The sequence below is a fragment of the Vogesella mureinivorans genome, from assembly GCF_007644035.1.
GTDB lineage: Bacteria > Pseudomonadota > Gammaproteobacteria > Burkholderiales > Chromobacteriaceae > Vogesella > Vogesella mureinivorans.
The window spans coordinates 43,941-66,116 of sequence record NZ_VMTV02000577.1; the positions used below are offsets into that span (position 1 = coordinate 43,941).

The following is a 22,176-nucleotide window of genomic DNA, read 5'->3' on the forward strand; positions in this document are numbered from 1 at the left end:
TTACCAGGCTCAGTTCAGTACGCTGTCGCTGCGTTTCCCCAGGTTCTGGATGCGGGTGTCGTTTTCTTCCAGTGTGTCCGCCACGTTGAAAGCCGTGCTGGCGTACAGGCTTTTCAGGTATTTCATCAAGGCGTCCTGCTCGCTGCCCAGGGTAGCGGTGCTCGTGCTGGCGGCACCGCCGGCAGTGCCGCCCGTCATGGCGGTAGTCAGGTCGATCAGGTTGCTCAGCGTGGCCGGGAACGGGTAGCCATCACCCCGGTTAGCCAGGAAGTTCAGCGTAACCAGGCGGAAGGTACGGTTGGCGTTGCCTTGCAGCACGCCGTTTTGTACCACCACGTCATTGCCCACCTTCAGCGAACGGATGCGCTGGCCGGTGGTGGTCACGTTGAAGCTGCCGTCCAGCACCTGGGCGGTCTGGCTGGCGTCGTAGCTGAAGCTCATGCCGCCCACTTGCGGGAAGCGGCCCTGGCTGCCCAGGCTGGCTACGCCGTGTTCCAGCAGCTGTTTCAGTTGCTGGGCGCTGATATCCATCACCCACAGTTTGTTGTTGAATTTGAGTGCGGTTTCGATGGCCAGCTGCGAGATGTCGCCGGCGGCACGGTTGCTGTCCACGCTAGCCTTGGGTGGCGCTAGCGTAGCGCCGGCGGTACTACCGGCGGCAGCGACCACCTCGCCGATTTCGGAGCGGATGCCGCCGCCGTTTTTCAGCGAGATCTGCACCGTGCTGTCGTGCAGGCGGGCGTACCACAGGTTGGCGTCAGCACTGAGGTTGCCGAAGTTGGTTTCCTGGTTGCGTACGGCCAGGCGGCGGCCTTCCAGGAACACGCCTGTTTTGCCAAATACATTGCCATCCTTGCTGCGCAGCACGTTTTTCACGCCTTCGCGCAGTTCTACCACGCGGGTCATGGCGGTCTGGTTGCCGGTTTCGCTGGTGGCCCAGGCGCCGGACAGTGTGGCGTTGAAGTGTGCCGGCATCAGCACGCCCTTGGCATTGAACGGTGCCATGAAGCGGCCCAGGTATTTGTAGTCGGCGTCCACGTTAACCACCACCACGGGCTGGCCAGCGGCATCGGTGGTTTGGTAGGGGTAGCTGCCGGCCGCGGTGTCGCCGGTGCGCAGTGTGTCGTTGCTGTCTGCCAGCAGGGTGTTGGAGCCGCCGGCCACGATGATGTCAACGTTGCGCAGCTTGCGCGCCAGCGCCTTTTCGGTGTCCAGTGTTTGCATGTGCGCCAGCAGGACCACTTTATTGATACCGGCGGCGCTCATTTCGTCTACACCACGCTGCAGCACGGCGGCCAGGCCATCGATATCGACATTGCTGCTGGCGATGGTGGGTTTGAAGTCCAGCCCGTCTGTGGTGGTAATGTTCTTGAACACGGGCGAGCCGGCGCCAATCAGGCCGATGGTTTCGTTACCGACTTTCACGGTGCTCCAGCCCGACAGCTTGCCTTTCTGGTCGCTGGCGCTGCCGCCGTTGGCTACCGCCAGGCTGCGGGTATTGCTATCCAGGCTGAAGTCTACGTTGTAGCTCAGGTGCGGAAACTGCGCCCCCACCCAGCTGCCGGCAGGCTTGATGATGTCGGTAAATTGGCGGGTGCCCAGGTCTAGCTCGTGGTTGCCGATGGTGGATGCCTGTACGCCCAGTGCATTGAGCAGGGCCATGTCGGCGCGGCCAACTTCGGGCGTCCCCAGCAGGCTGGCCAGCGAGCTGTCGTTGGCCGCATTGAAGCGCGGGCCGGGGATGTAGTTGTCGCCCGAGCTCACCAGCAGGGTTTGCTGCGGGTAGCTGCTGCGAAAGCCGCTGATGAGCCCGGACAGATGGGCGACCGAATTCAGCGCCGTGCTGTCAGAGCCGTCGGCGTCGGAAAAATGCAGCAGTTGCAGGGTGAAAGCCGGTTGTTCTTCGGCCTGGTTGGTGCCGGACCCGCCGCATGCGCTCAGCAGCAGGCTGCCTAGCAGGGTCAGGGCCAGAAACGGGGAAGGGTGACGCATGGACATGGCGAACTCCGCAAAGTGGGTGTCGCTATGCTTGCGCCTGAATGTGACGTGGGCATGAAGCTATTTATCGATAGCTGTTGATACTGGGCGCCAGTAGCGTTCAGCTAGCTGGCGTTGTGTCGTTGTTGCCCGGCGCGCTGCTTGCCATGGCCCCGTTCGGCCCCGCTGCTAGCCTTTTTGCAGCCCGGCGTTTACCCAGCGCTGAATGTTGGCCGCATCCATCGCCCCGGCCTGGCGTTGTACTTCCCGGCCATTCACAAACAGGATCAGCGTGGGAATGCTGCGAATGTTGAAGCGCTGCCCCAGCGTGGTTTCCGTCTGGGTATCGATTTTGGCAAAGCGCAGCTGGGGCATGGCGGCGGCGGCTTGGGCAAAAGCCGGGCCCATCATCTGGCAGGGGCCGCACCATGGTGCCCAGAAATCCACCACCACCGGTATGTCGTTGCGCGTGAGGTGGCGTTCGGCGTTGTCCACGTTCAGCGCCACAGGCTGGCCGTGCAGTAGCGGCTGGTGGCACTGGCCGCAGTTGGGGGCTTCGCCCAGGCGGGTGGCGGGCAGGCGGTTGATGGCGTGGCAATGCGGGCATACCAGGTGCAGGGCGGTGGCGGTGGTCATGGCGGTGCTCCGGAAACGGTGTGCTATGGATATCGGTGCAGGCAGCACAGTTTCAAGGGTTGCAGAATGTTGGCCGCAGTCGTGCCAGTTTATTGGCATAATCCGTGGCTGACATAGGGAGACACAGATGAAAAAATGGTTAGGCGCGACCTTGCTGGTGTTGGCCGCCGCGGCGCCTGCAGGTGAGGTAGCCGGGCATTACTACCTGAGCGGCGTGCGCGAGGTGGGTTCCGAGTTAGTACTACGGCCGGATGGCGCCTTCCAGTGGATGATCAGCTACGGCGCGGTAGACCGTTTTGCCCAGGGGCGCTGGCAGCGCCACGGTGACAAGGTGCAGCTGCGCACTAGCCAGCCCGCGGCCGAGCCGGTTTACCGCGTGTTCCGTGAAGACGAGTTGAACATACACAACCCCCCTGCCGCTGGCCGCTGGGTAGCCATTGTGGGCATGCCGAACGTGGGGCCGATGAGCGGGGTAGACGTGCACTTTGTGGGCCAAAGTGGCCAGACGCTACAGGCAGTTACCGACCGCAACGGCGATGCGCAAGTGGCCGCGCCTGCAGGCGACAGCTGGGTGCGGGTAGGGCTACGCCGTGCCGGCAGCCAGGCCGCATTGCAGTGGCTGGCACTGCCGCCTGCGCGCAGTAGCGCGCGTATTGCGGCTTTTGCGGTAGATGACACGGCATATGTGCTGCCGCAGGCATTTCGCCAGGCCACCCTGCGGGTGGAGGGTGAAGCGCTGATCATGGAGCTGGAAGGGCAAGCGCTACGCTATCAGCGCTAGCCGGAGCAGGGCGCTGACCGTTATTGCCACATTCAAGCCCGATGGCATGAAAAATGGCTTGCCGGCTCGCGGCGCTTGCACCGGCAGCGTGTGCAGCGCCTTGCCAGGCCGGCTCGCGCTATGCTTTTGGTGTTCTATGGTGTGGCGGCTTGCTGCCAGGCAGGGCTTTGGTGATGCTGCACTGCGATGTGGCGCGCAGTGCGGGCTACACGGGTCTGTCGGGCGTGCTGCCCGCACAGGCCAGGCTTTCTTCAACACAGGAAGGAAACACCATGAGCATTTTTGGCAAGATCATGTCCACGCTGGGCATGGGCGATGACAAACCCGCCACCCCCGCCCCTGCGGCCAAGCCAGCCCCCGCCCCGGCCGCTGCCACCGTGGCCGCCCCGGCTGCAGTGGTGGCCGCGCCGCCGGTAACGGCCATTACCGTGATTGATGTGGTAGCGCAGCTATCCAGCCGCGCCGCCAGCCACGCCGAGCCGCTGAACTGGCAGACGTCGATTGTGGATCTGCTCAAGCTGCTGGGGCTGGATAGCAGCCTGGCCGAGCGCAAGGCGCTGGCACAGGAGCTGGGCTGCCCGGCCGACAAGCTGGCCGATTCTGCCCAGATGAACACCTGGCTGCACAAGAGCGTGCTGCAAAAGCTGGCCGCCAACGGCGGCAATATCCCGGCCAACCTGCTGGACTGATCCAGCATGGTTCAGGCGCCCGGTGTGGCTTGATGCCCCGCCGGGCTTTGTTTTTGGTGCGGCCAACGTGTGCCTCGCTGCGGTGTACAAGGCGGGTAGCGGTACCGCCTGCCGGCTTACGCTGCTGTAGGTGGCGCGGCGTGCAGCTGTAGCAAGTCCCAGCGGTTGCCGTACAGGTCTTCAAACACGGCTACCGTGCCGTAGTCTTCCGTGCGCGGGGTTTCGCAAAAATGTACCCCTGCGGCCAACATGCGCTGGTAGTCCTGCCAGAAATCGCGGCTTTCCAGAAACAGCCATACCCGCCCGCCCGCCTGGTTACCGATAAAGCCGGCTTGCCCAGGGTTGGCCGCCCGGGCCAATAGCAGCGCACAGCTGCCACCGGGCGGGGCCACCACCACCCAGCGTTTGTCGCCTTGCGGGGTGTCTTCCAGCAGGTGAAAGCCAAGCTTGCCGGTAAACCAGGCAATGGCTTCATCGTAGTCGCGCACCATCAGGGCCACGCGTGACAGCAGGGTAGACATAGGGCTCCTTTGCCATGGTCTGGGGGATTTTTGTGAGAAGGGGCGAAGTTTATCGCCGAAAAGCCAATTGTAAATTATCGAAAATTGCCGATATGGCAATATCAGCTAGCCGGTAGTTTTGTTTTAACTGTCATCTGCTCTAACATGGAGCGTCCTGCCCACCCCCGTCTGTCATCATGCGCCGTGCCCTGCTATTGCTTGCCTTGTGTTCCCCGTCTGCCTGGTCCGCGCTGGATTATCAGGTAGAGATTATTGCGCCTGACAGCCTGAAAACCCTGCTGCAAAACAATCTGGATTTAACACAACTGCGCGAAGACGAGGCGCTGCAGGAAAGCGACCTGCAGGCCATGATGGCCAGCACGCCGGACGAGGTAAAAAAGCTGCTGGAAACCGAAGGCTACTTTGCAGCCAAGGTCACGGTACAGCGCGATGGCAACATTGTGCGCGTGCAGCTGGACCCGGGCGAGCCGGTGATGGTGTACGACGTGAACGTGACCCTGCAAGGCCCGGTGCGGCAGGAGCCAGACTACGGGCGCTTCATCAGTACCGCGCTGGCCGAGTGGGTGCTACCCATAGGCGGCCAGTTCCGCCAGGACGACTGGGACAGCAGCAAAAAAGGCGTATTGCGCCCACTGCTGCTGGAGCGTTTTCCGCTGGCAAAAATTACCACCGCCCGTGCCGACATCGACCCCGGCAAGCACAGCGCAGAGCTGAATGTGGTGATAGATAGCGGCCCGCGCATCAGCTACGGCCCGCTGCAGATCCTGGGCGCGCAGCGTTACCCCGAGCAGGTGATACGCGGCCAGGCCAACTTTCGCGAGGGCGGCCCCTACAAGCAGGCCGACATTCTGGACTACCAGGCCAGCCTGGAGCGCGACAGCCACTACAGCAATGTCGTGGTGGCACCTTTGTGGGAGACCAGGCAGGACGACCGCGTACCGGTACAGGTGAGCGTGACCGAAATGCAGCGGCAAAAGCTGGATACCGGCTTGAACTACAGCACCGGCGATGGCGCCGGCGTGCGCCTGGGCTACGAGCATTACAATATCTTCAAGCGCGGCTACACCGGCTCGGTGGTGTACGACTGGAAACAAAGACGCCAGCGGCTGGACCTGGGCCTGGGTTTCCCGCGTACCGGTAGCGGCTACTCGCACGCCATCAACCTGAGCCGCCGCCACACCGAAGCCGACAATACCGTGACCGATACCAACGAGGCGGGGGTGTTTCGTATTCGCCAGGTCGGCAATATCGAGTCGCGGCTGGGGCTGGAATACCTGGTGGAAAAAGAAGTACTGGCCAACACCCTTACCCGTGATAACCGCGCCATTGTCGTGTCGTATGGCTGGACGCAACGCGCCATCGACAACGCCCTGCGCCCCGGGCGCGGCTACATGATAGAAGCGCAGGCCGCCACCACGGTAGGCAATGTGGCCAGCGATACCCGCTTTAGCCGCGGCTACCTGCGGCTGTCCAACTACTGGACGCCCGCCTTCCTGACCCGCAGCACCCTGGTCACCCGTGTGGAGGCCGGCCAGGTCTGGGCGCAAGACAGCACCGAAGTACCCGCCTCGCGCCTGTTCAAGGCCGGTGGCGTGAACAGCGTGCGCGGTTACAACTACCAGAGCCTGGGCGTGGACGATAGCAATGGCACCATTAGTGGCGGGCGCGTGATGGCCACCGCCAGCGTGGAATACCAGTACGCCGTCACGCGTGACTGGCGTGCCGCCCTGTTTTACGACGCTGGCGATGCGGCCAACAGCTGGCAGGACGTGCGCGTGGCCAAGGGCTGGGGTGTCGGTGCGCGCTGGCTTACCCCCATTGCACCGCTAGCTTTTGATATCGCCCGTGGCGAGCGCGACCACCGTTGGCGCTGGAACCTGAACCTGGGATTGGCATTTTGAACCCGCAACACCCCACCCCCGATACGCCGCCAGAAGACACCATGCCGGCGCTGCCGCGCCGCCGCCTGCTGGGGCGGCTGTTCTGGCTGCTGTGTTTGTTGCCGCTCCTGCTGCTGGGTGCCAGCGGCTGGTGGTTTACCGCCACGCCGGCCGGCTTTGCCACGCTATGGCACTGGGCTGGCCAGCTGAGCGCCGGCCAACTGCAGGTTGGCCGCGTGCAGGGCACGCTGTGGCAGGGCTTTACTCTGCAAGACCTGCGCTGGACCACACCCGACAGCCAGCTGGGCATCAGCCGGCTGGCTCTGGACTGGCAGCCGCAGGCGCTGTGGCAGCGCCAGCTGCATATCCGCCAGCTGGCGCTGGGCACGGTCAGCTGGCAAAGCCGCCCCGACCCGCAGCCCAAGCCGGCACAGCCGCCTACCGACCTGAGCCTGCCGCTGACCATCCGGCTGGATAGCCTGAGCCTGGCGCAGCTGCAGCTACCCGCGCAAAAGCTGCAACTACACGGCCTGCAGGCCAGCTACCGCTACCAGGATGCGCAGCACCAGCTGCAGCTGGCGCAGCTGGGTACCCCCTGGGGCGCACTGGGCGGGCAGCTGGCGCTGGGCGACGCCTCGCCCTTTGCGCTGCAAGGCAAAGTACATTACCAAGGCCAGCTCGAAGGCGTGGCCACACAAGGCCAGCTGGGCATGAGCGGCAGCCTGCTGCTGCCGCAGCTGCAGGGCGAGGTGACCGCACGCGGCCTGTTGATTGCGCTGAACGGCAAGCTGGCACCGTTTGACGTGACGCCGCTGCGCCGCCTGCGCCAGCTGGACCTGCGCGTCGGCGGCATCAACCCGCAAGCCTTCCAGCCCGCCTGGCCGCAGGCCGCGCTGGCCCTGTCGGTACAGCTTACCCCGCAGGATGCCGACACCGTGGCCGGTGGCCTCAGCCTGGTGAACAGCCAGCCGGGCGCACTCTCGGCCAAGCGCTTGCCGCTGTCGCTGCTGTGGGGCGATTTCCGTATTCATAAAGACACCTTGCTGCTGCCGGGGCTGACCGCGCAGCTGGCCGGTGGCCAGGCCACACTGCGCGGCCAGGCCAGTGCCAAGGCGCTGGCGCTGCAGCTGGGCCTGACCGGGCTGGATAGCCAGGCGGTGGATAGCAGCCTGCCGGCGCACAAAGTCTCCGGCACGGTAGGGATCAGCGGTAGCCCGCAGCTCCCCGCCCTGGCCCTGAAGCTGGCCAGCGGCAAGCTGGCGGTGGAAAGCCGCGTTGCGCTGGCCGACAAGCCGCGCCGCGTCACGCTGGACGACCTGCTGCTGCGTACCGGGGTAGGCCGTTTCCAGGGTAAGGGGCAGTACCTGATTGACGATAAGGCGCTGGGTTTTGACGGCCGCTTTGTCAGCTTCGACCCCAGCCTGCTGGATACCCGCCTGCCGCGTGGCAATATCAATGGCCAACTGCTGGCCACCGCCCGCCTGGCCAGCCGGCCGCAGGGCGATGTGTCGTTGAAGTTTGCCCCCAGCCAGCTAGGTGGCGCCGCGCTGGGTGGCCAGCTGGCGCTGACATGGCAAGCGCAGCGTGTCAGCGCGGTGAACGCCGACCTGAGCCTGGGCCGCAACCGCCTGCAGGCACAAGGCGCTTACGGTGCGGCAGGCGACACGCTGAAGCTACAGTTGGCCGCACCCGACCTCAGCCCGCTGGGCCCGGCTTTTTCCGGCGAGCTGAACGCCCAGCTGGCGCTAGCCGGCACCCCGGCGCGCCCGGATATCAGCGCCCAGGTGCAGGCCAGCCGTCTGGTACTGCCTGGGGGTATCGAGCTGGCCAGCCTGACAGCAGACGGGCGCAGCGGTACCGCCGAGGACAGCCCCTTCCGCCTGATGCTGCAAGGGCGCGGCCTGCAAGCCGCTGGCCAGCGCCTGGACGACCTCACCCTCAACACAAACGGCGTGCGCGCTGCGCACCAGCTGAGCCTGGCCGTGCGCGGCCAGCTGCAGGGCAAGCCGCAAACGCTGAACCTGGCCCTGCAAGGCGGGCTGGATACCCATACCCTGCGCTGGCGCGGCACCCTGGCCAGCCTGCAAACCGACGGTGCTGTGGCACTGCGGCTGGCCGCCCCGGCCGCGCTACAGCTGGCGCAAGACAGCGTTACCCTGGCGCCTAGCCGCTGGCAGGCACTGGGTAGTAGCTGGCAGCTGGGCGAAACCAGCTGGCAGCAGGCGGCTGGCTGGCGCAGCCAGGGCCAAGTCAATGCGCTGGCGCTGTCAGCGCTCGCCCCGTGGTGGACGCCGCCCATGCCGCAAGACCTGGTCGTGGCCGGGCAGTGGTCGCTGGCGGGGCAGCACGGCCTGCCGCAGGGCAAGATTGCGTTGCAGCGCCTCAGCGGCGACTTGACCCTGCCGGCGCAGGGCGGCCACCCGGCACAAAGCCTGGGCCTGAGCCGCGCCACGCTGCAGCTGGGCCTGGGCGAAAACGCCCCCTTTAGCCTGCAGCTGGACACGCGTTTTGGCCGCGTGGCGGGCGAAGGCAGCATCAACCTGCCGGCAGGCAGCACCAATCTGGACAACGCCAGCATCAACGGCCGCCTGAACGCCGCCGTGCCCGCCCTGGCGGTACTGCAAAGCCGCATGCCGGCCGGTACCGAGCTGGATGGCAGCCTGGCGGCCAACCTGACGCTGAGCGGCCCGCTACTGGCACCGCAGCTGGGCGGTACGGTAAGCGGCCAGGGCCTGCGCTTTATCGAGCGGCGCAACGGCATTCGCCTGGAGCACGGCGTGCTGGCGGCGCGGCTATTGGGGCGCAGCCTGCAGATCGACACGCTGCAGTTCGGCAAAGACGGCGAGATCGGTGCCAATGGCCAGCTCTCGCTGGATGGCGACATCCCGCTGGCCGCGGTGACGCTGACGCTGAAACGCTTTGCCGTGCTGGATCGCCCGGGGCGACGCCTGCTGGTGTCGGGTAGCAGCAAGATCAGCATCGAGCAGGGCCGTGCCATGGTGCGCGGCAACTTTACCGTCGACCATGGCCGCTTCGACCTGCCCAAGCTGGGCGGCCCCAAGCTGTCGTCCGATGTGTACGTGGTGGGGCGCACGGTAGACGAGGGCGGCAAAGCCCTGCCGCTGGGGATGGATATCACCGTCACGCTGTCGGACGACGTGCGCTTTGCCGGTAATGGCCTGGATGCCTGGCTGGGGGGCGATATCCGCCTGCTGGCCCAGCCCGGTGGCCAGCTGCAGGCGCGCGGGCAGATCCGCGTGGACAAGGGCCGGTTCAAGGCCTACGGCCAGGACCTGGACATCAACCGTGGCGTGGTGAGCTTTACCGGCCCGCTGGATAACCCGTCGCTGGATATCCGCGCCAAGCGCCGCATGTCGCAGGTGGGGGCGGGGGTGGAAATTACCGGCTCGGTACTGACGCCCACGGTGAAGCTGGTGGCCGACGAAGCCATGTCGGAAAAAGACAAGCTGTCCTGGCTGATCCTGAACCGCGCCGCCACCAGTGGCGAGCGCGACAGCGATATTGCCGGTGCCTCGGCCGGTGGCTTGCTGGCGGGGATGGTGAATGACAAAGTCGGGCTGTTCGACGATGTGGGCGTGCAGTCGCGCGCCGAAAGTACCAGCGCCAGCGGCACGGTAAGCCCGGCCGAACAGGTGGTGGTGCTGGGCAAGCAGCTCACGCGCGAGCTGTATGTGGGCTACGAGTACGGCCTGCGCAGCGCCGAGCAAGCCATCCGCCTGAACTACCAGCTGTCGCAGAAGCTGTCGCTGGTGGGGCGTCTGGGCTACGAGGTGTCGTCGGAGCTGCGCTATACGCTGCGCTTTGATTAGCAGCCGCTAGCGCTACCAGGCTGTACCACGCCGGTAGCGCTGTCAGGCTGCATTACGGCGCAGGGTTGGCCGCTACCAGTGCGGCGGCGGCGTCCAGCGCTAGCGGCCGGCCGGTCAGGTAGCCCTGCACCGCCTCGCAGCCTAGCCGCGCCAGTGCGGCCAACTCTTCTTCGGTTTCTACCCCCTCGGCCAGCGCTTCCATTTTCAGGCTCTTGGCCAGCGTGATGATGGCCAGCACGATGGCGGCGTTGTCGTGGCGGTTTTGCAGGTCGGTGACAAAACAGCGGTCGATTTTGACCGTGTCCGGCGCAAAGTCTTTCAGGTAGGCCAGGCTGGAATAGCCGGTGCCGAAATCATCTACCGCCAGCCGTACGCCCAGCGCTTTCAGGCCGTCCAGCGCCGCTTTTACTGTGCCGGTGCGCTCCAGCAGCGCGCTTTCGGTCACTTCTATTTCCAGCTGCGCCGGCGCCAGGCCGGTGTCGCGCAGGGTGCTGGCCACCAGCTCGGCAAAGCCCGGCTGCAGCAGCTGCCGCGGCGATACGTTCACCGCCATGGTCAGCGGCGTGTCCTGCTGCGGCCAGGCGGCGGCCAGCTGGCACGCCTGCTGCAGCACCCAGCTGCCGATCTCCACGATCAGGCCGGATTCTTCGGCTACCGGGATGAACTCGGCCGGCGAGGTGGCCACGCCGTCGGCGTCGGTCCAGCGCAGCAGCGCCTCGAAGCCGGACAGGCGGCGGTCTTCCACCCAGTATTTGGGTTGCAGCATCAGGTGCAGCTCCTGGCGCGCCAGGGCGCCGCGCAGGCGGTTTTCCAGCAGCAGGCGCTGGCGTACCTCGGCGGTCATGCGTTCGGTAAAGAAGCGGTAGTTGTTGCGGCCCTGCGCTTTGGCTTCGTACATGGCCATGTCGGCATTTTTCAGCAGCAGCTGGGCGTCTTTGCCGTCATCCGGGCTGATGGAAATACCGATGCTGGCGGTAATCACCAGCTGGTGGCCATCCAGCACAAAAGGCTGGCGCAGGGTGTCCAGCACGCGCTCGGCGATCAGCGCGGCCTGGGCGTTGTCGGCCAGCTCGGGCAGGATCATCACGAACTCGTCGCCGCCAGTGCGGCCAACGGTGTCCATGTCGCGCACCACGGCGCGGGTGCGCCGGGCTACTTCCTGCAGCAGGGTGTCGCCGGTGGCGTGGCCCAGCGTGTCGTTGATGTTCTTGAAACGGTCCAGGTCCATGAACAGCACGGCCACCTTGTGGCGGCTGCGCTCGGCCACGCGCAGCGACTGCTGCAGGCGGTCCATCAGCAGCAGGCGGTTGGGCAGGTCGGTCAGGTAGTCGTATTCGGCCAGGTGCTGCACCCGTGCCTCGGCTTCTTTGCGCTCGCTGATATCGGAAAACAGCGCGATATAGTTGGTGAGCGTGCCGTGGCTATCGCGCAGGGCGTTGATGCTGAGCCACTCGGGGTAGATTTCGCCTGTTTTGCGCCGGTTCCAGATTTCGCCAGACCACTGGCCGCGCGCGGTCAGGTGGTTCCACAGGTCGTGGAAGAAGTCGGCGTCGTGCTTGCCCGAGCTGAGCAGGGCAGGGGTCTGCCCCAGCGCTTCGGCCTCGCTATAGCCGGTGATGGCGGTAAAGGCCTGGTTCACGGCCACGATGCGGCTGGCGGGGTCGGTGATGACGATGGCTTCGGTGCTGGCTTCAAATACCTTGGACGCCAGGCGCAGCTCGCGTTCCTGTTCGATGCGGGTACCGATATCGCGCGCCGTGGCGCAGCGGTATCGCTCGCCCTGGTAGTCCACGGTGCTGAGTTTGACTTCCAGCGTTACCGGCCCGTGACAGCACAGCAGCTGCAGCTCGGCGCTGTCGCCATCTGGCAGGGCGCTGGCAAACAGTTGCTGCAGGGTGTCCTCGTGGCAGCCGTCAAAGCACTCGCGCGCGCGCTGGTTGCGGTAGGCCACCTGCCCGTGGGCGTCGCGCAGCACGATGATGTCGGCGGCGCTGTCGCTCATGTAGCGGGTCAGCTCGATTTCGCGGGCGTTTTGTTCCAGCGCGTTTTGCCGGCTTTCTATCTGCTGGCGGTAGCCGTCGGCCAGCTGGCGCATCCAGCGCGAGAAATACAGCGAAAACAGCACCGCCAGCAGCAGGGCGGCCAGGAAGATACCCAGCGTGGCCAGTACGCGGGCCTGGGTCTGCTCGCCCAGGCGCTGTTGCAGCTTGCCATCGTCGCCCAGCAGCATGCTGGTGGGGGTCACGGCAATCACGCGCCAGCCCCAGGCGGCCATGCGGCCAACGTAGGCGGTGTACTGCACGCCCTGCAGGCTAAAGTCGACAAAGCTGCCCACCGGCGCATATTGCAGGCGTTGCTGCAGGCGGGCGCCCAGTGCGGCGTTGCCCGGCAGGAAGCCTTGCAGCTGCCGGCCTTGCTGGTTCAGCACGATAAAGCCGCCGCGCTGGCCGGTGCGCATTTGCGCCAGCAGCGCCAGGCCCTGCTTTTGCAGGTCCATGGCCACATTGTCTACGTATTCGCCCCCCCCGATCAGCCAGCCCAGCGGCTCGAAGCGCCGTGCGTAGGCCACCTTTTCTGCCATGCGCTTTTCACCGGGGCGGTACCAGCGGTAGCTGGCAAAGCCGGCACCCTGGGCGTTGTGCGTGGCGGCAATGAGGCTGCGCATGATGTAGGTGCCGGCGTCGTCGCGGTTGTTCAGCAGCGAGCTGCCTTCCAGCGCCGGGTCGGTGGGCAGCAGGATGCAATCGCCCTGCAGGGTGTCGATAAAAAAGTAACCACGGCCGTGAAAGTAGCGCAGCGGGCGCAGCGCTTCGACGATTTCGTGCCGCGCGCGGTGCTCGGGCTGGCCGGAGTGGGCGTGGGTCTGGTATAGCGCGGTGGCCAGGGCGTGGGCCTGGTCTACTTGCTCCTGGATACGCTGGCGCAGCAAGGTCTGTGTCTGGTGATCCAGCGTATCCAGCGTGATGATGGCGTCGTCACCCCAGGTGCGCAAAAAGGTCTGGCCGTGCTGCAGCGTCTGCTGTTGCACGGCTTGGCGGTTGCTCTGGTAGTCCTGCCATTGCTGGTAAAAAAAGTAGCTGGCCAGCAAGACCACGACAGTAATTACCAGGCTCAGCATGCCCGCCAGCTGCAGGCGGGCGAGACGGGTCTGGTCGGGCAAACGGGACACGGCAATACCTGGTACGAATCGGGGGAGGCTGCATTATAAAAATGCTGGCAGGCCAGGTATTGATATTTGTCAGTGCGTGCGGCGTTATGCCGGTGTTTGCGGTACAATCCGCGCCGGGAAGTTGGACAGACAGTCGCCGCGTGCTTGCACGGGGAGGAAAGTCCGGGCTCCGCAGGGCAGGATGCTGGCTAACGGCCAGGCGCCGAGAGGCGACGGAAAGTGGAACAGAGAGCTGAACCGCCGATGGCCGCAGTGACCCGCAAGGGTAGCTGCAGCACAGGCAAGGGTGAAAAGGTGCGGTAAGAGCGCACCGCGGACGCAGCAATGCGCACGGCAGGCTAAACCCCATCCGGAGCAAGACCAAATAGGGGTACATTGGCGTGGCCCGCGCTGTACCCGGGTAGGTTGCTTGAGCTTGTCGGTAACGGCAAGACTAGAGGAATGACTGTCCAACGACAAAACCCGGCTTATCGGCCAACTTCCCGCCCCCCATTTCATTTGCCCGCCACCCTGTGGTGCGGCCCCGCCCTTTGCACCGCAGACGGGCATTTCTTTCTGCTATTGTCATTGCTCAAAAAATAGGCAAAAAGCTTTTTACCCGCCGCGTAAAAGGCAGTACAATGGCGACCCTTTTCACCCCATGTCCTTCTTTTTGCGATGCAAATCGGCCCTTACGTTCTGAAAAACCGTCTGATCGTCGCCCCCATGGCGGGCGTCACGGACCGGCCGTTCCGCATGCTATGCAAAAAGCTGGGCGCGGGCATGGCGGTATCGGAAATGATTACCGCCAACAAGGCCCTGTGGACCACGCCCAAGACACTGCGCCGTGCCAACCACGAAGGCGAAGTCGAGCCCATTGTGGTGCAGATTGCCGGTGGCGACGCGCAGATGCTGGCCGACGCCGCCCGCCTGAACGTGGAACACGGCGCGCAGATTATCGATATCAACATGGGCTGCCCTGCCAAAAAGGTGTGCAATGTGGCCGCCGGCAGCGCGCTGCTGCGCGACCTGGACAACGTTGGCCGCATTCTGGAAGCCGTGGTCAAGGCGGTGGACGTGCCGGTGACGCTGAAAACCCGTACCGGCTGGAGCCAGGACGTGAAAACCGCGCTGCAGGTAGCGCGCATGGCCGAGGATGCCGGCATTGCCGCCCTGGCCCTGCACGGGCGCACGCGTGAAGACATGTACCGTGGCGCCGCCGAGTACGACACCATTGCCGCAGTCAAGCAGGCCGTGCGCATGCCGGTGATCGCCAATGGCGATATCGACAGCCCGCAAAAGGCCAAATACGTACTGGATTACACCGCGGCCGACGCCATCATGATTGGCCGCGCCGCGCAGGGGCGGCCGTGGATCTTTCGCGAAATCCAGCATTACCTGGACACCGGCGAGCTATTGCCGCCGCCGCGTATCGCCGAGATCAGCACCATCATGCAGGCGCACCTGGCCGAGCTGTACGATTTTTATGGCGAATACAGCGGCAGCCGTATCGCTCGCAAGCATATTGCCTGGTACACCAAGGGGCTGCGCGGCAGTAATGAATTCCGCCAGGCCATGTACCAGCTGGAAACCACGGCCGCGCAGCAGCAAGCCGTAGCGCACTATTTTGATAGCCTGGCCCGGCATTCGGACCGGCTGCAATACGTAGCAGACAGTAGCACCAGCGCTGACACCGACGCGCTGGCATAACCACCAAGACAACAATAACATCATGCAAAACAACGACGATATTTCCCTGAGCGTGCGCCTGGCCATGGAGCAGTACTTCCGCGATCTGGACGGCGAAGCGCCCGCAGCCATTTACGATATGGTGCTGGCGTGCGTTGAAAAACCGCTTCTGGAAGTCGTGCTGAACCACACCCAGGGTAACCAGACGCGGGCAGCCGAGCTGCTTGGGCTGAACCGCAATACCCTGCGCAAGAAGATGAAGGCCTACGACCTGATCTGACAGCCAAGCCACCCGTGCAAGCGGGTGGCTTTTGTTTTGCCTGAAGCCAGCCGCCCGGTGCGGCAGGCGCTATAAAACCATGTGGCAGTGCCGTGGCGCTGCCGCGAACTCCCCTGCAAGGCAGGGGCGGGGGACGGGATCATCCAGCCAGGCCGTTGCGGCCCGCGCAGGCACACGCCAGCGCAGCAGCACGGCCAGTATTTATCACGGCAAGGCAGCAGCCTGGCCACTGTTTTTTAGACTAGCGGTAGAGAACCATGACCAAGATCGAACGTGCGCTGATCAGCGTTTCCGACAAAACCGGTGTACTGGAATTTGCCCGTGCCCTGGCGGGTTTCGGTGTAGAAATCCTGTCCACAGGCGGTACTTCCAAACTGCTGCGCGATGCCGGCGTGCCGGTAATTGACGTATCCGACTACACCGGCTTCCCGGAAATGCTCGATGGCCGTGTGAAAACCCTGCACCCGAAAGTACACGGCGGCATTCTGGGCCGTCGCGACCTGCCGGAACACGTGGCCACCATGCAAGAGCACGGCATCGGCAACATCGACCTGGTGTGCGTGAACCTCTACCCGTTTGAAGCCACCATCGCCAAAGCCGACTGCCCGCTGGAAGACGCCATCGAGAACATCGATATCGGCGGCCCTACCATGGTGCGCTCCGCCGCCAAAAACTGGCAGCACGTGGCCATCGTCACCGACGCCGAAGACTACAGCGCGCTGGTGGCCGAAATGCAGGCCAACGCCGGCCAGCTGTCCAAGCTCACCCGCCTGAGCCTGTGCAAAAAAGCCTTTACCCACACCGCAGCCTACGATGGCGCCATCTCCAACTACCTGACCAGCCTGGCCGACGGCGTAGACGCTGGCGTGCCGGACCGCGCCGCCTTCCCGAACCGCCTGAACGTGCAGTTCGTGAAAGTGCAAGACATGCGCTACGGCGAAAACCCGCACCAGTCCGCCGCGTTCTACCGCGACCTGGACCCGGCTGCCGGTACCATTTCCGGCTACCGCCAGCTGCAGGGTAAAGAGCTGTCGTACAACAATATCGCCGACGCCGACGCCGCCTGGGAAGCGGTGAAAACCTTCGACGCCCCGGCCTGTGTCATCGTGAAGCACGCCAACCCGTGCGGCGTAGCCATTGCTGCCGACACGCTGACCGCCTACCGTCTGGCTTTCGCCACGGATACCACCAGCGCCTTTGGCGGCATCATCGCCTTCAACCGCCCGGTGGATGCCGAAACCGTGGAAGCCGTGACCGGCCAGTTCCTGGAAGTGCTGATGGCACCGTCGTTTACCGACGAAGCCAAAGCCATCATCGCCGCCAAGAAAAACGTGCGCGTGCTGGAAGTGCCGCTGCACGACGGCGCCAACCGCTTCGAGCTGAAGCGCGTGGGTGGCGGTGTGCTGGTGCAAACCCCGGATATCCGCAACGTAGGCCTGGACGAGCTGCGCGTGGTGACCAAGCGTGCCCCGACCGAACAGGAAATGGCCGACCTGCTGTTTGCCTGGCGCGTGGCCAAGTACGTGAAATCCAACGCCATCGTGTTCTGCAAAAACGGCCAGACTGCCGGTATCGGCGCCGGCCAGATGAGCCGCGTGGACTCCACCCGCATCGCCGCCCGCAAGGCGCAAGATGCCGGCCTGGCCCTGCACGGTGCCGTGGCCTCCAGCGATGCCTTCTTCCCGTTCCGCGACGGTATCGATGTGATCGCCGAGCAAGGCATCAAGGCCATCATCCAGCCGGGTGGCTCCATGCGTGACGACGAGGTGTTTGCCGCTGCCGACGAGCACGGCATTGCCATGGTGCTCACCGGCGTACGTCACTTCCGCCACTAAGCATTTCTGCCGCAAGGTTGGCCGCGCTGTCCTTGCGGCCAACCTTGTAGGGGCAGTAATTTTGATAAAAAACAGTTTTATATTGAGTAGCCTGCTGTTGGTGGCAGCATCAGCACAGGCGCTGGAATGCGGTAGCAGTGACAGCTGGCTGGACAAAGGCTGTCGCCGCAGCACCCAGGTGCTGAACGAAGGCGAAACCGACGTGTACGTCACCGGTTACGCCCATCATCTGCGCAGCATGTATAGCGCCGAGAAGATCAAGTCGTTCAACGAGCGCGCCTGGGGCGGCGGCATGGGCAAAAGCCTGTACGACGAAGACGGCGACTGGCACGGCATGTACGCCATGGCGTTTCTGGACTCGCATAAAGACGTGGAGCCCGCTGCCGGCTACGCCTACCAGAAAATGGTACCCGTGGCGGGCGAGTGGAAAGTGGGCGGTGGTTTTACCGCCTTCCTCACCAGCCGCACCGACACCCTGAAAGGCCTGCCGGTACCGGTGGTGCTGCCGCTGGCGTCCTTGCAGTACCGCAAGAGTGCGCTGATGGCGTCGTTCATGCCGGGGCCCAAAGGTAACGGTAATGTGTTTTTCCTGTTTGGCCGCATTCACTATTAACCCTGCGCGCTGCCACCGGCAGCCGCACGACTACCCCCATGTTTGAGGAAAGCAGATGAAAATCCTGGTAATCGGCTCTGGTGGCCGCGAACACGCACTGGCCTGGCGCATTGCCCAATCCCGCCGCGTGTCCAAAGTGTATGTGGCGCCGGGTAATGCGGGTACCGAGCTGGACCCGAATCTGACCAATGTGGCCATTACCGCCATCCCCGAGCTGGTGGCATTTGCCCGTGACGAAAAAATCGAGCTGACGGTAGTCGGCCCCGAAGCCCCGCTGGCTGCCGGCGTGGTAGACGCCTTCCGCGCCGCCGGCCTGAAAATCTTCGGCCCCACGCAGTACGCCGCGCAGCTGGAAAGCTCCAAGGACTTTGCCAAGGCCTTCATGCAGCGCCACGGCATCCCTACCGCTGGCTACGAAACCTTCAGCGACGCCGCTGCCGCGCACGACTACGTTGGCCGCAAGGGTGCGCCGATCGTGATCAAGGCCGACGGCCTGGCCGCCGGCAAGGGCGTGGTGGTGGCGATGACGCTAGACGAAGCGCACGCCGCCATCGACGACATGCTGGTAGGCAACAAGATGGGCGACGCGGGTGCCCGCGTGGTGATCGAAGACTTCCTGCAGGGCGAAGAAGCCAGCTTTATCGTGATGGTAGACGGCGACAACGTACTGGCCATGGCCACCAGCCAGGACCACAAACGCCTGCTGGACGGCGATATGGGCCCCAACACCGGCGGCATGGGCGCGTACAGCCCGGCCCCGGTGGTAACGCCGGAAATCCACGCCCGCGTGATGCGCGAAATCATCATGCCGACCGTGCGTGGCATGAAAGCCGACGGCCACACCTACACCGGCTTTCTGTACGCCGGCCTGATGATCGACGCCGACGGCAACCCGTTCACCATCGAGTTCAACTGCCGCTTTGGCGACCCGGAAACCCAGCCCATCATGGCGCGCCTGAAGTCTGACTTCACCGTGCTGCTGGAGGCCGGCGTGAACGGCAAGCTGGACACGGTAGAAGCCGACTGGGACCGCCGTGTGGCACTGGGCGTGGTCCTGGCCGCCGATGGCTACCCGGAAGCGCCGCGCAAGGGCGACCTGATCAGCGGCATCCCCGCGCACACCGACGACACCATGACCTTCCACGCCGGCAGCACCTTCAATGCCGACAAGCAGCTGGTAACCAACGGTGGCCGCGTACTGTGCGTGGTAGGCCTGGGTGACAGCGTGAAGATGGCCCAGCAAAAAGCCTACGCCGTGGCCGACCAGATCGCGTTTGCCGGCAAGCAGCTGCGCCGCGATATCGGTGGCAAGGCACTGAACCGCGCCAAGTAAGCATCGCCAGCCACACCGCCAACGGCACCGCAAGGTGCCGTTTTTTTATGCCTGCAGAACAGCGTGCGTGTTTTATCTGGCCGGCGCTGACTGTGCCGCCACGCGGCAGCACAAGAAAAGCCGCAACTTGCGCTGCCCGCCGGGCAGAAGCGCCTACACTGGTAACAAGCTGTTTGTTTCAGGAGCACGCGCCATGAAGCACTTTCTATCGGCAAGCCTGTTCAGCGCGTGCCTCTGCCTGACGCCAGCGCAGGCTGCCGACCCGACGCACCTGAAACTGTTCACCGAAGACTACCCGCCGTTCAATATGGCGGACCCCAGCGGGCACATTACCGGCTTGTCGACCGAGATCGTGCACCAGCTGTTACAGCGCGCCGGCATCAGCCACGATATCGAGCTGCTGCCGTGGGTGCGCGCCTTTAACCGCGCCGTGCTGGAACCCGGCGCCTGCGTGTACTCCACCACGCGTACCGAGCAGCGCGAGCACCAGCTCAAATGGATAGGCCCCATCGTCGAAAACCCCTGGGTGCTGTTTGCCCGTAGCGATAACAAAACCGTGGTCACCACACTGGAATCCGTGCGCCCCTACCGCCTGGGCGGCTACAGCGGCGATGCCACCGCCCAGTACCTGATCAGCAAAAACTTCGAGGTAGACCTGGCCAGCACCGACGTACAAAACGTGCGCAAGCTGGTGGCCGGGCGTATCGACTTCTGGGCCACCGGCAAATACAGCGGCGCTACCCTGGCGGCACGGGAACATGTGGCCAACATCCGCCCGGTGCTTACCTTCAACACCACCTTCATGTACCTGGCCTGCCACCCGCGCATGGACGACCGCACCGTCGCCCTGCTCAACAGCACGCTAGACCGGATGCGCAAAGACGGCACAGTGGCTAAAATCAGTGCCCGATATCATCAGGACTAGACGGAACCAAGCCCCCGCGCGGCCGGTCTGTCCGTTTTACCGAGTACTACAGCGCTGACCGTGAAAAAACCGTTTCCCCGCCTGCCGGCGCAGGCCCAGATCGATGCCGCCCGTGGCCGCTTTCGCGCCGGTGGCGTGCTGGCCTACGCCACCGAATCCTGCTTTGGTCTGGGCTGTGACCCGTTCAACGTGCGCGCCATCCGCCGTATTCTGGCCATCAAGGCGCGCCCCACGCACAAAGGCCTGATCGTGATTGCGGCCAACCTGCAGCAGCTGCGCCCGCTTATCCGCCCGCTCACCCCGGCGCAGCTGGCCACCGTGCAACGCTATTGGCCCGGCCCCTACACCTTTTTATTACCGGCATCGCGCCGCGTGCCCACGCTGCTGCGCGGGCGGCATGATAAAATTGCCGTTCGCATTAGCGCCCATGGCGAAGCCGCCGCGCTGTGCCAGGCGCTGGGCTCGCCGCTGGTGTCTACCTCGGCCAACCGCGCCGGGCAAAAGTCGCTGAAAACCGCGCGTGCCTGCCGCCAGGCCTTTGGCCGCGAACAGGTGCTCACGCTCAAAGGCCGCATCGGCAAGCGCCGCAAGCCTTCCACCATTATCGATCTCGACAGCGGGCGCGTACTGCGCTAGCGCTGCAAGGAGCCACGAGTGCAGGAAATTTCCATCCTCAGCCTGATCATGCACGCCAGCCTGCCAGTGCAGCTGGTGATGGCTGGCCTGGTGCTGCTGTCCCTGATGTCCTGGGGCATCATCTTCAACAAGATTGCCGTACTGGGCCGCGCCCGCCGCGCCACGCAGGAGTTCGAGCAGCAGTTCTGGAGCGGCACCGACCTGAACAGCCTGTTCGAAAAAAACCGCGCCAACGGCAACGCCGTGGCCACCGAAAAGCTGTTTCAGGCCGGCTTTGCCGAGTTCCTGAAGCTGCGCCGCCAGCCGGGGGTGGATAGCTCCGACCAGCTGGACGGCGCCCGCCGCGCCATGCGCGCCGCCGCCCAGCGCGAGCTGGACGCGCTGGACCACCACAACAGCTTTCTGGCCACCGTCGGCTCGGTTAGCCCCTATATCGGCCTGTTCGGTACCGTGTGGGGCATCATGCACGCCTTTATCGGCCTGGGTAACGCCGGCCAGGCCACACTGGCTACCGTGGCGCCGGGCATTGCCGAAGCGCTGATCGCCACCGCCATCGGCCTGTTTGCCGCCATTCCCGCCGTGGTGGCCTACAACCGCTTTGCCGCCGATGTCGACCGCCTGGCCGGCCGCTTTGATTCGTTCATGGAAGAGTTTTCCAACATCCTGCAGCGCCTCGCGGCTAAATAAAGCGCCAAATAAGCCGGGCAGCCATCATGCAAAAGCCGCTATCCATGGATAGCGGCTTTTTGTTTGCCAGGCGGCACAAGGTTGGCCGCACGGCTGGTCAGGCCGCCTGCAGCTGGTCGATCAGCCGGTGCAGCGCGTCGGTTAGCGCGCGTACCGAGCCGGGCAGGTCCCAGTTATCGTCGCCCGGCTGCACCACATTGGAGATGGCGCGTAGCTCCAGAAAGCGCTGCCCTTCCTGCAGGCACACGTGGAAGAACGCCGCGCCCTCCATGTTTTCAATGTCCACCGCGCTGCTATCGATAAATGGCGCCATCGCCACATTCAGCGACGCGCTGCGCGCCGTGCGCCAGCCGCCACCCGCCGGCAAGTGCGGGCAGGCCAGCGTGTGGCGGCGCTCGAAATCCATGTCCAGCGGCAGGTGCGCCAGGTGCACAAAGCCCTCCGGCGTATGGAAGCCCAGGTCGGCCTCTACCTCGCTTTCTACCAGCACCACGTCGCCAATGGCCAGGTCGGCGTGCGGGTAGTAGCCGGCCACGCCGGCCAGAATCAGCCAGTGCGGCCGCCCGGCGTGCAGGGTTTTCAGCGTCTGGTAGGCGGTGGCGGTCAGCCCCACGCCGCTCACCAGCGTGGTCACGCCCTCGCGCTGGAACAGGCTGGCTTCGGTGGCAGTAGGAAACAGCACGGTGATTTGCATACAGGTTGGCCGCAATAAAAGT

The 22,176-nt window shown here is 64.5% G+C and carries 17 protein-coding genes and 1 other RNA gene; 13 read left to right on the top strand and 5 right to left on the bottom strand.

From position 1 onward, the window contains the following. Positions 1-9: 9 nt before the first annotated feature. Complete coding sequence (locus FLQ44_RS14840) at positions 10-1,998, bottom strand: bifunctional metallophosphatase/5'-nucleotidase (protein WP_206208908.1); 1,989 nt, start codon at positions 1,996-1,998, stop codon at positions 10-12. A gap of 168 nt (positions 1,999-2,166) precedes the next feature. After that, complete coding sequence (gene trxC / locus FLQ44_RS14845) at positions 2,167-2,613, bottom strand: thioredoxin TrxC (protein ID WP_147695025.1); 447 nt, start codon at positions 2,611-2,613, stop codon at positions 2,167-2,169. Between the two features lie 127 nt (positions 2,614-2,740). Here trxC and FLQ44_RS14850 point away from each other — a divergent pair, with 127 nt between their 5' ends. Both FLQ44_RS14850 and FLQ44_RS14855 read left to right on the top strand, forming a co-directional pair. Beyond that, entirely contained in the window at positions 2,741-3,394 is a 654-nt protein-coding gene (locus tag FLQ44_RS14850) for a hypothetical protein (protein ID WP_147695026.1), read from the top strand. 272 nt (positions 3,395-3,666) lie between these two features. Then, positions 3,667-4,083, top strand: a complete 417-nt coding sequence (locus FLQ44_RS14855) for a DUF3597 domain-containing protein (protein WP_147695027.1) — start codon at positions 3,667-3,669, stop codon at positions 4,081-4,083. Positions 4,084-4,199: 116 nt separating this feature from the next. On the opposite strand, the gene FLQ44_RS14860 is transcribed toward FLQ44_RS14855, so the two are convergent. Then, entirely contained in the window at positions 4,200-4,604 is a 405-nt protein-coding gene (locus tag FLQ44_RS14860) for a VOC family protein (protein WP_147695028.1), read from the bottom strand. A gap of 176 nt (positions 4,605-4,780) precedes the next feature. Here FLQ44_RS14860 and FLQ44_RS14865 point away from each other — a divergent pair, with 176 nt between their 5' ends. Together FLQ44_RS14865 and FLQ44_RS14870 are read left to right on the top strand one after the other, a co-directional pair. Then, on the top strand, positions 4,781-6,505 hold the full coding sequence (locus FLQ44_RS14865) for an autotransporter assembly complex protein TamA (RefSeq protein WP_147695029.1): 1,725 nt from the start codon (positions 4,781-4,783) through the stop codon (positions 6,503-6,505). After that, entirely contained in the window at positions 6,502-10,314 is a 3,813-nt protein-coding gene (locus tag FLQ44_RS14870) for a translocation/assembly module TamB domain-containing protein (protein WP_147695030.1), read from the top strand. Before FLQ44_RS14865 ends, FLQ44_RS14870 begins: the two co-directional genes overlap by 4 nt. A gap of 52 nt (positions 10,315-10,366) precedes the next feature. On the opposite strand, the gene FLQ44_RS14875 is transcribed toward FLQ44_RS14870, so the two are convergent. Beyond that, a complete protein-coding gene (locus FLQ44_RS14875) occupies positions 10,367-13,483 on the bottom strand; it encodes a bifunctional diguanylate cyclase/phosphodiesterase (protein WP_147695031.1) in 3,117 nt (1,038 codons plus the stop codon). Between the two features lie 117 nt (positions 13,484-13,600). Here FLQ44_RS14875 and rnpB point away from each other — a divergent pair. The 9 genes from rnpB (at position 13,601) to tolQ (ending at position 21,460) form a co-directional block, all read left to right on the top strand. Beyond that, an RNA gene (gene rnpB / locus FLQ44_RS14880) (RNase P RNA component class A) lies at positions 13,601-13,969 on the top strand. 171 nt (positions 13,970-14,140) lie between these two features. Further along, complete coding sequence (dusB, locus tag FLQ44_RS14885; protein WP_147695032.1) at positions 14,141-15,172, top strand: tRNA dihydrouridine synthase DusB; 1,032 nt, start codon at positions 14,141-14,143, stop codon at positions 15,170-15,172. A gap of 22 nt (positions 15,173-15,194) precedes the next feature. Beyond that, the gene (locus FLQ44_RS14890; protein WP_017507566.1) at positions 15,195-15,431 is read left to right on the top strand and encodes a helix-turn-helix domain-containing protein; all 237 of its coding nucleotides are present in this window, start codon (positions 15,195-15,197) and stop codon (positions 15,429-15,431) included. A 257-nt stretch (positions 15,432-15,688) separates the two neighbouring features. Next, positions 15,689-17,266 (top strand): bifunctional phosphoribosylaminoimidazolecarboxamide formyltransferase/IMP cyclohydrolase, encoded by a 1,578-nt coding sequence (purH, locus tag FLQ44_RS14895; RefSeq protein ID WP_147695033.1) that lies wholly within the window; start codon positions 15,689-15,691, stop codon positions 17,264-17,266. 82 nt (positions 17,267-17,348) lie between these two features. Beyond that, on the top strand, positions 17,349-17,879 hold the full coding sequence (pagP, locus tag FLQ44_RS14900) for a lipid IV(A) palmitoyltransferase PagP (protein WP_147695034.1): 531 nt from the start codon (positions 17,349-17,351) through the stop codon (positions 17,877-17,879). Positions 17,880-17,934: 55 nt separating this feature from the next. Beyond that, positions 17,935-19,212: a phosphoribosylamine--glycine ligase gene (gene purD, locus FLQ44_RS14905; protein ID WP_147695035.1), complete on the top strand. Its 1,278-nt coding sequence runs from the start codon at positions 17,935-17,937 to the stop codon at positions 19,210-19,212. A gap of 193 nt (positions 19,213-19,405) precedes the next feature. Beyond that, positions 19,406-20,137, top strand: a complete 732-nt coding sequence (locus FLQ44_RS14910) for a substrate-binding periplasmic protein (RefSeq protein WP_147695036.1) — start codon at positions 19,406-19,408, stop codon at positions 20,135-20,137. 60 nt (positions 20,138-20,197) lie between these two features. Further along, positions 20,198-20,773, top strand: coding sequence for an L-threonylcarbamoyladenylate synthase type 1 TsaC (gene tsaC / locus FLQ44_RS14915; protein WP_240801296.1), 576 nt, complete (start codon positions 20,198-20,200; stop codon positions 20,771-20,773). A gap of 18 nt (positions 20,774-20,791) precedes the next feature. Then, positions 20,792-21,460: a protein TolQ gene (tolQ, locus tag FLQ44_RS14920; RefSeq protein WP_147695037.1), complete on the top strand. Its 669-nt coding sequence runs from the start codon at positions 20,792-20,794 to the stop codon at positions 21,458-21,460. A gap of 97 nt (positions 21,461-21,557) precedes the next feature. On the opposite strand, the gene FLQ44_RS14925 is transcribed toward tolQ, so the two are convergent. Further along, positions 21,558-22,154: a phosphorylase family protein gene (locus FLQ44_RS14925; protein ID WP_147695038.1), complete on the bottom strand. Its 597-nt coding sequence runs from the start codon at positions 22,152-22,154 to the stop codon at positions 21,558-21,560. Positions 22,155-22,176: the final 22 nt, after the last annotated feature.

Bases quoted from the DNA above. Each gene is read 5' to 3' on its own strand.
- FLQ44_RS14890 (WP_017507566.1), top strand. From the start codon at position 15,195: ATGCAAAACAACGACGATATTTCCCTGAGCGTGCGCCTGGCCATGGAG.
- dusB (WP_147695032.1), top strand. From the start codon at position 14,141: ATGCAAATCGGCCCTTACGTTCTGAAAAACCGTCTGATCGTCGCCCCC.
- FLQ44_RS14840 (WP_206208908.1), bottom strand. From the start codon at position 1,998: ATGTCCATGCGTCACCCTTCCCCGTTTCTGGCCCTGACCCTGCTAGGC.
- FLQ44_RS14865 (WP_147695029.1), top strand. From the start codon at position 4,781: ATGCGCCGTGCCCTGCTATTGCTTGCCTTGTGTTCCCCGTCTGCCTGG.
- FLQ44_RS14860 (WP_147695028.1), bottom strand. From the start codon at position 4,604: ATGTCTACCCTGCTGTCACGCGTGGCCCTGATGGTGCGCGACTACGAT.
- purD (WP_147695035.1), top strand. From the start codon at position 17,935: ATGAAAATCCTGGTAATCGGCTCTGGTGGCCGCGAACACGCACTGGCC.
- purH (WP_147695033.1), top strand. From the start codon at position 15,689: ATGACCAAGATCGAACGTGCGCTGATCAGCGTTTCCGACAAAACCGGT.
- FLQ44_RS14925 (WP_147695038.1), bottom strand. From the start codon at position 22,154: ATGCAAATCACCGTGCTGTTTCCTACTGCCACCGAAGCCAGCCTGTTC.
- trxC (WP_147695025.1), bottom strand. From the start codon at position 2,613: ATGACCACCGCCACCGCCCTGCACCTGGTATGCCCGCATTGCCACGCC.
- FLQ44_RS14850 (WP_147695026.1), top strand. From the start codon at position 2,741: ATGAAAAAATGGTTAGGCGCGACCTTGCTGGTGTTGGCCGCCGCGGCG.
- FLQ44_RS14910 (WP_147695036.1), top strand. From the start codon at position 19,406: ATGAAGCACTTTCTATCGGCAAGCCTGTTCAGCGCGTGCCTCTGCCTG.
- FLQ44_RS14855 (WP_147695027.1), top strand. From the start codon at position 3,667: ATGAGCATTTTTGGCAAGATCATGTCCACGCTGGGCATGGGCGATGAC.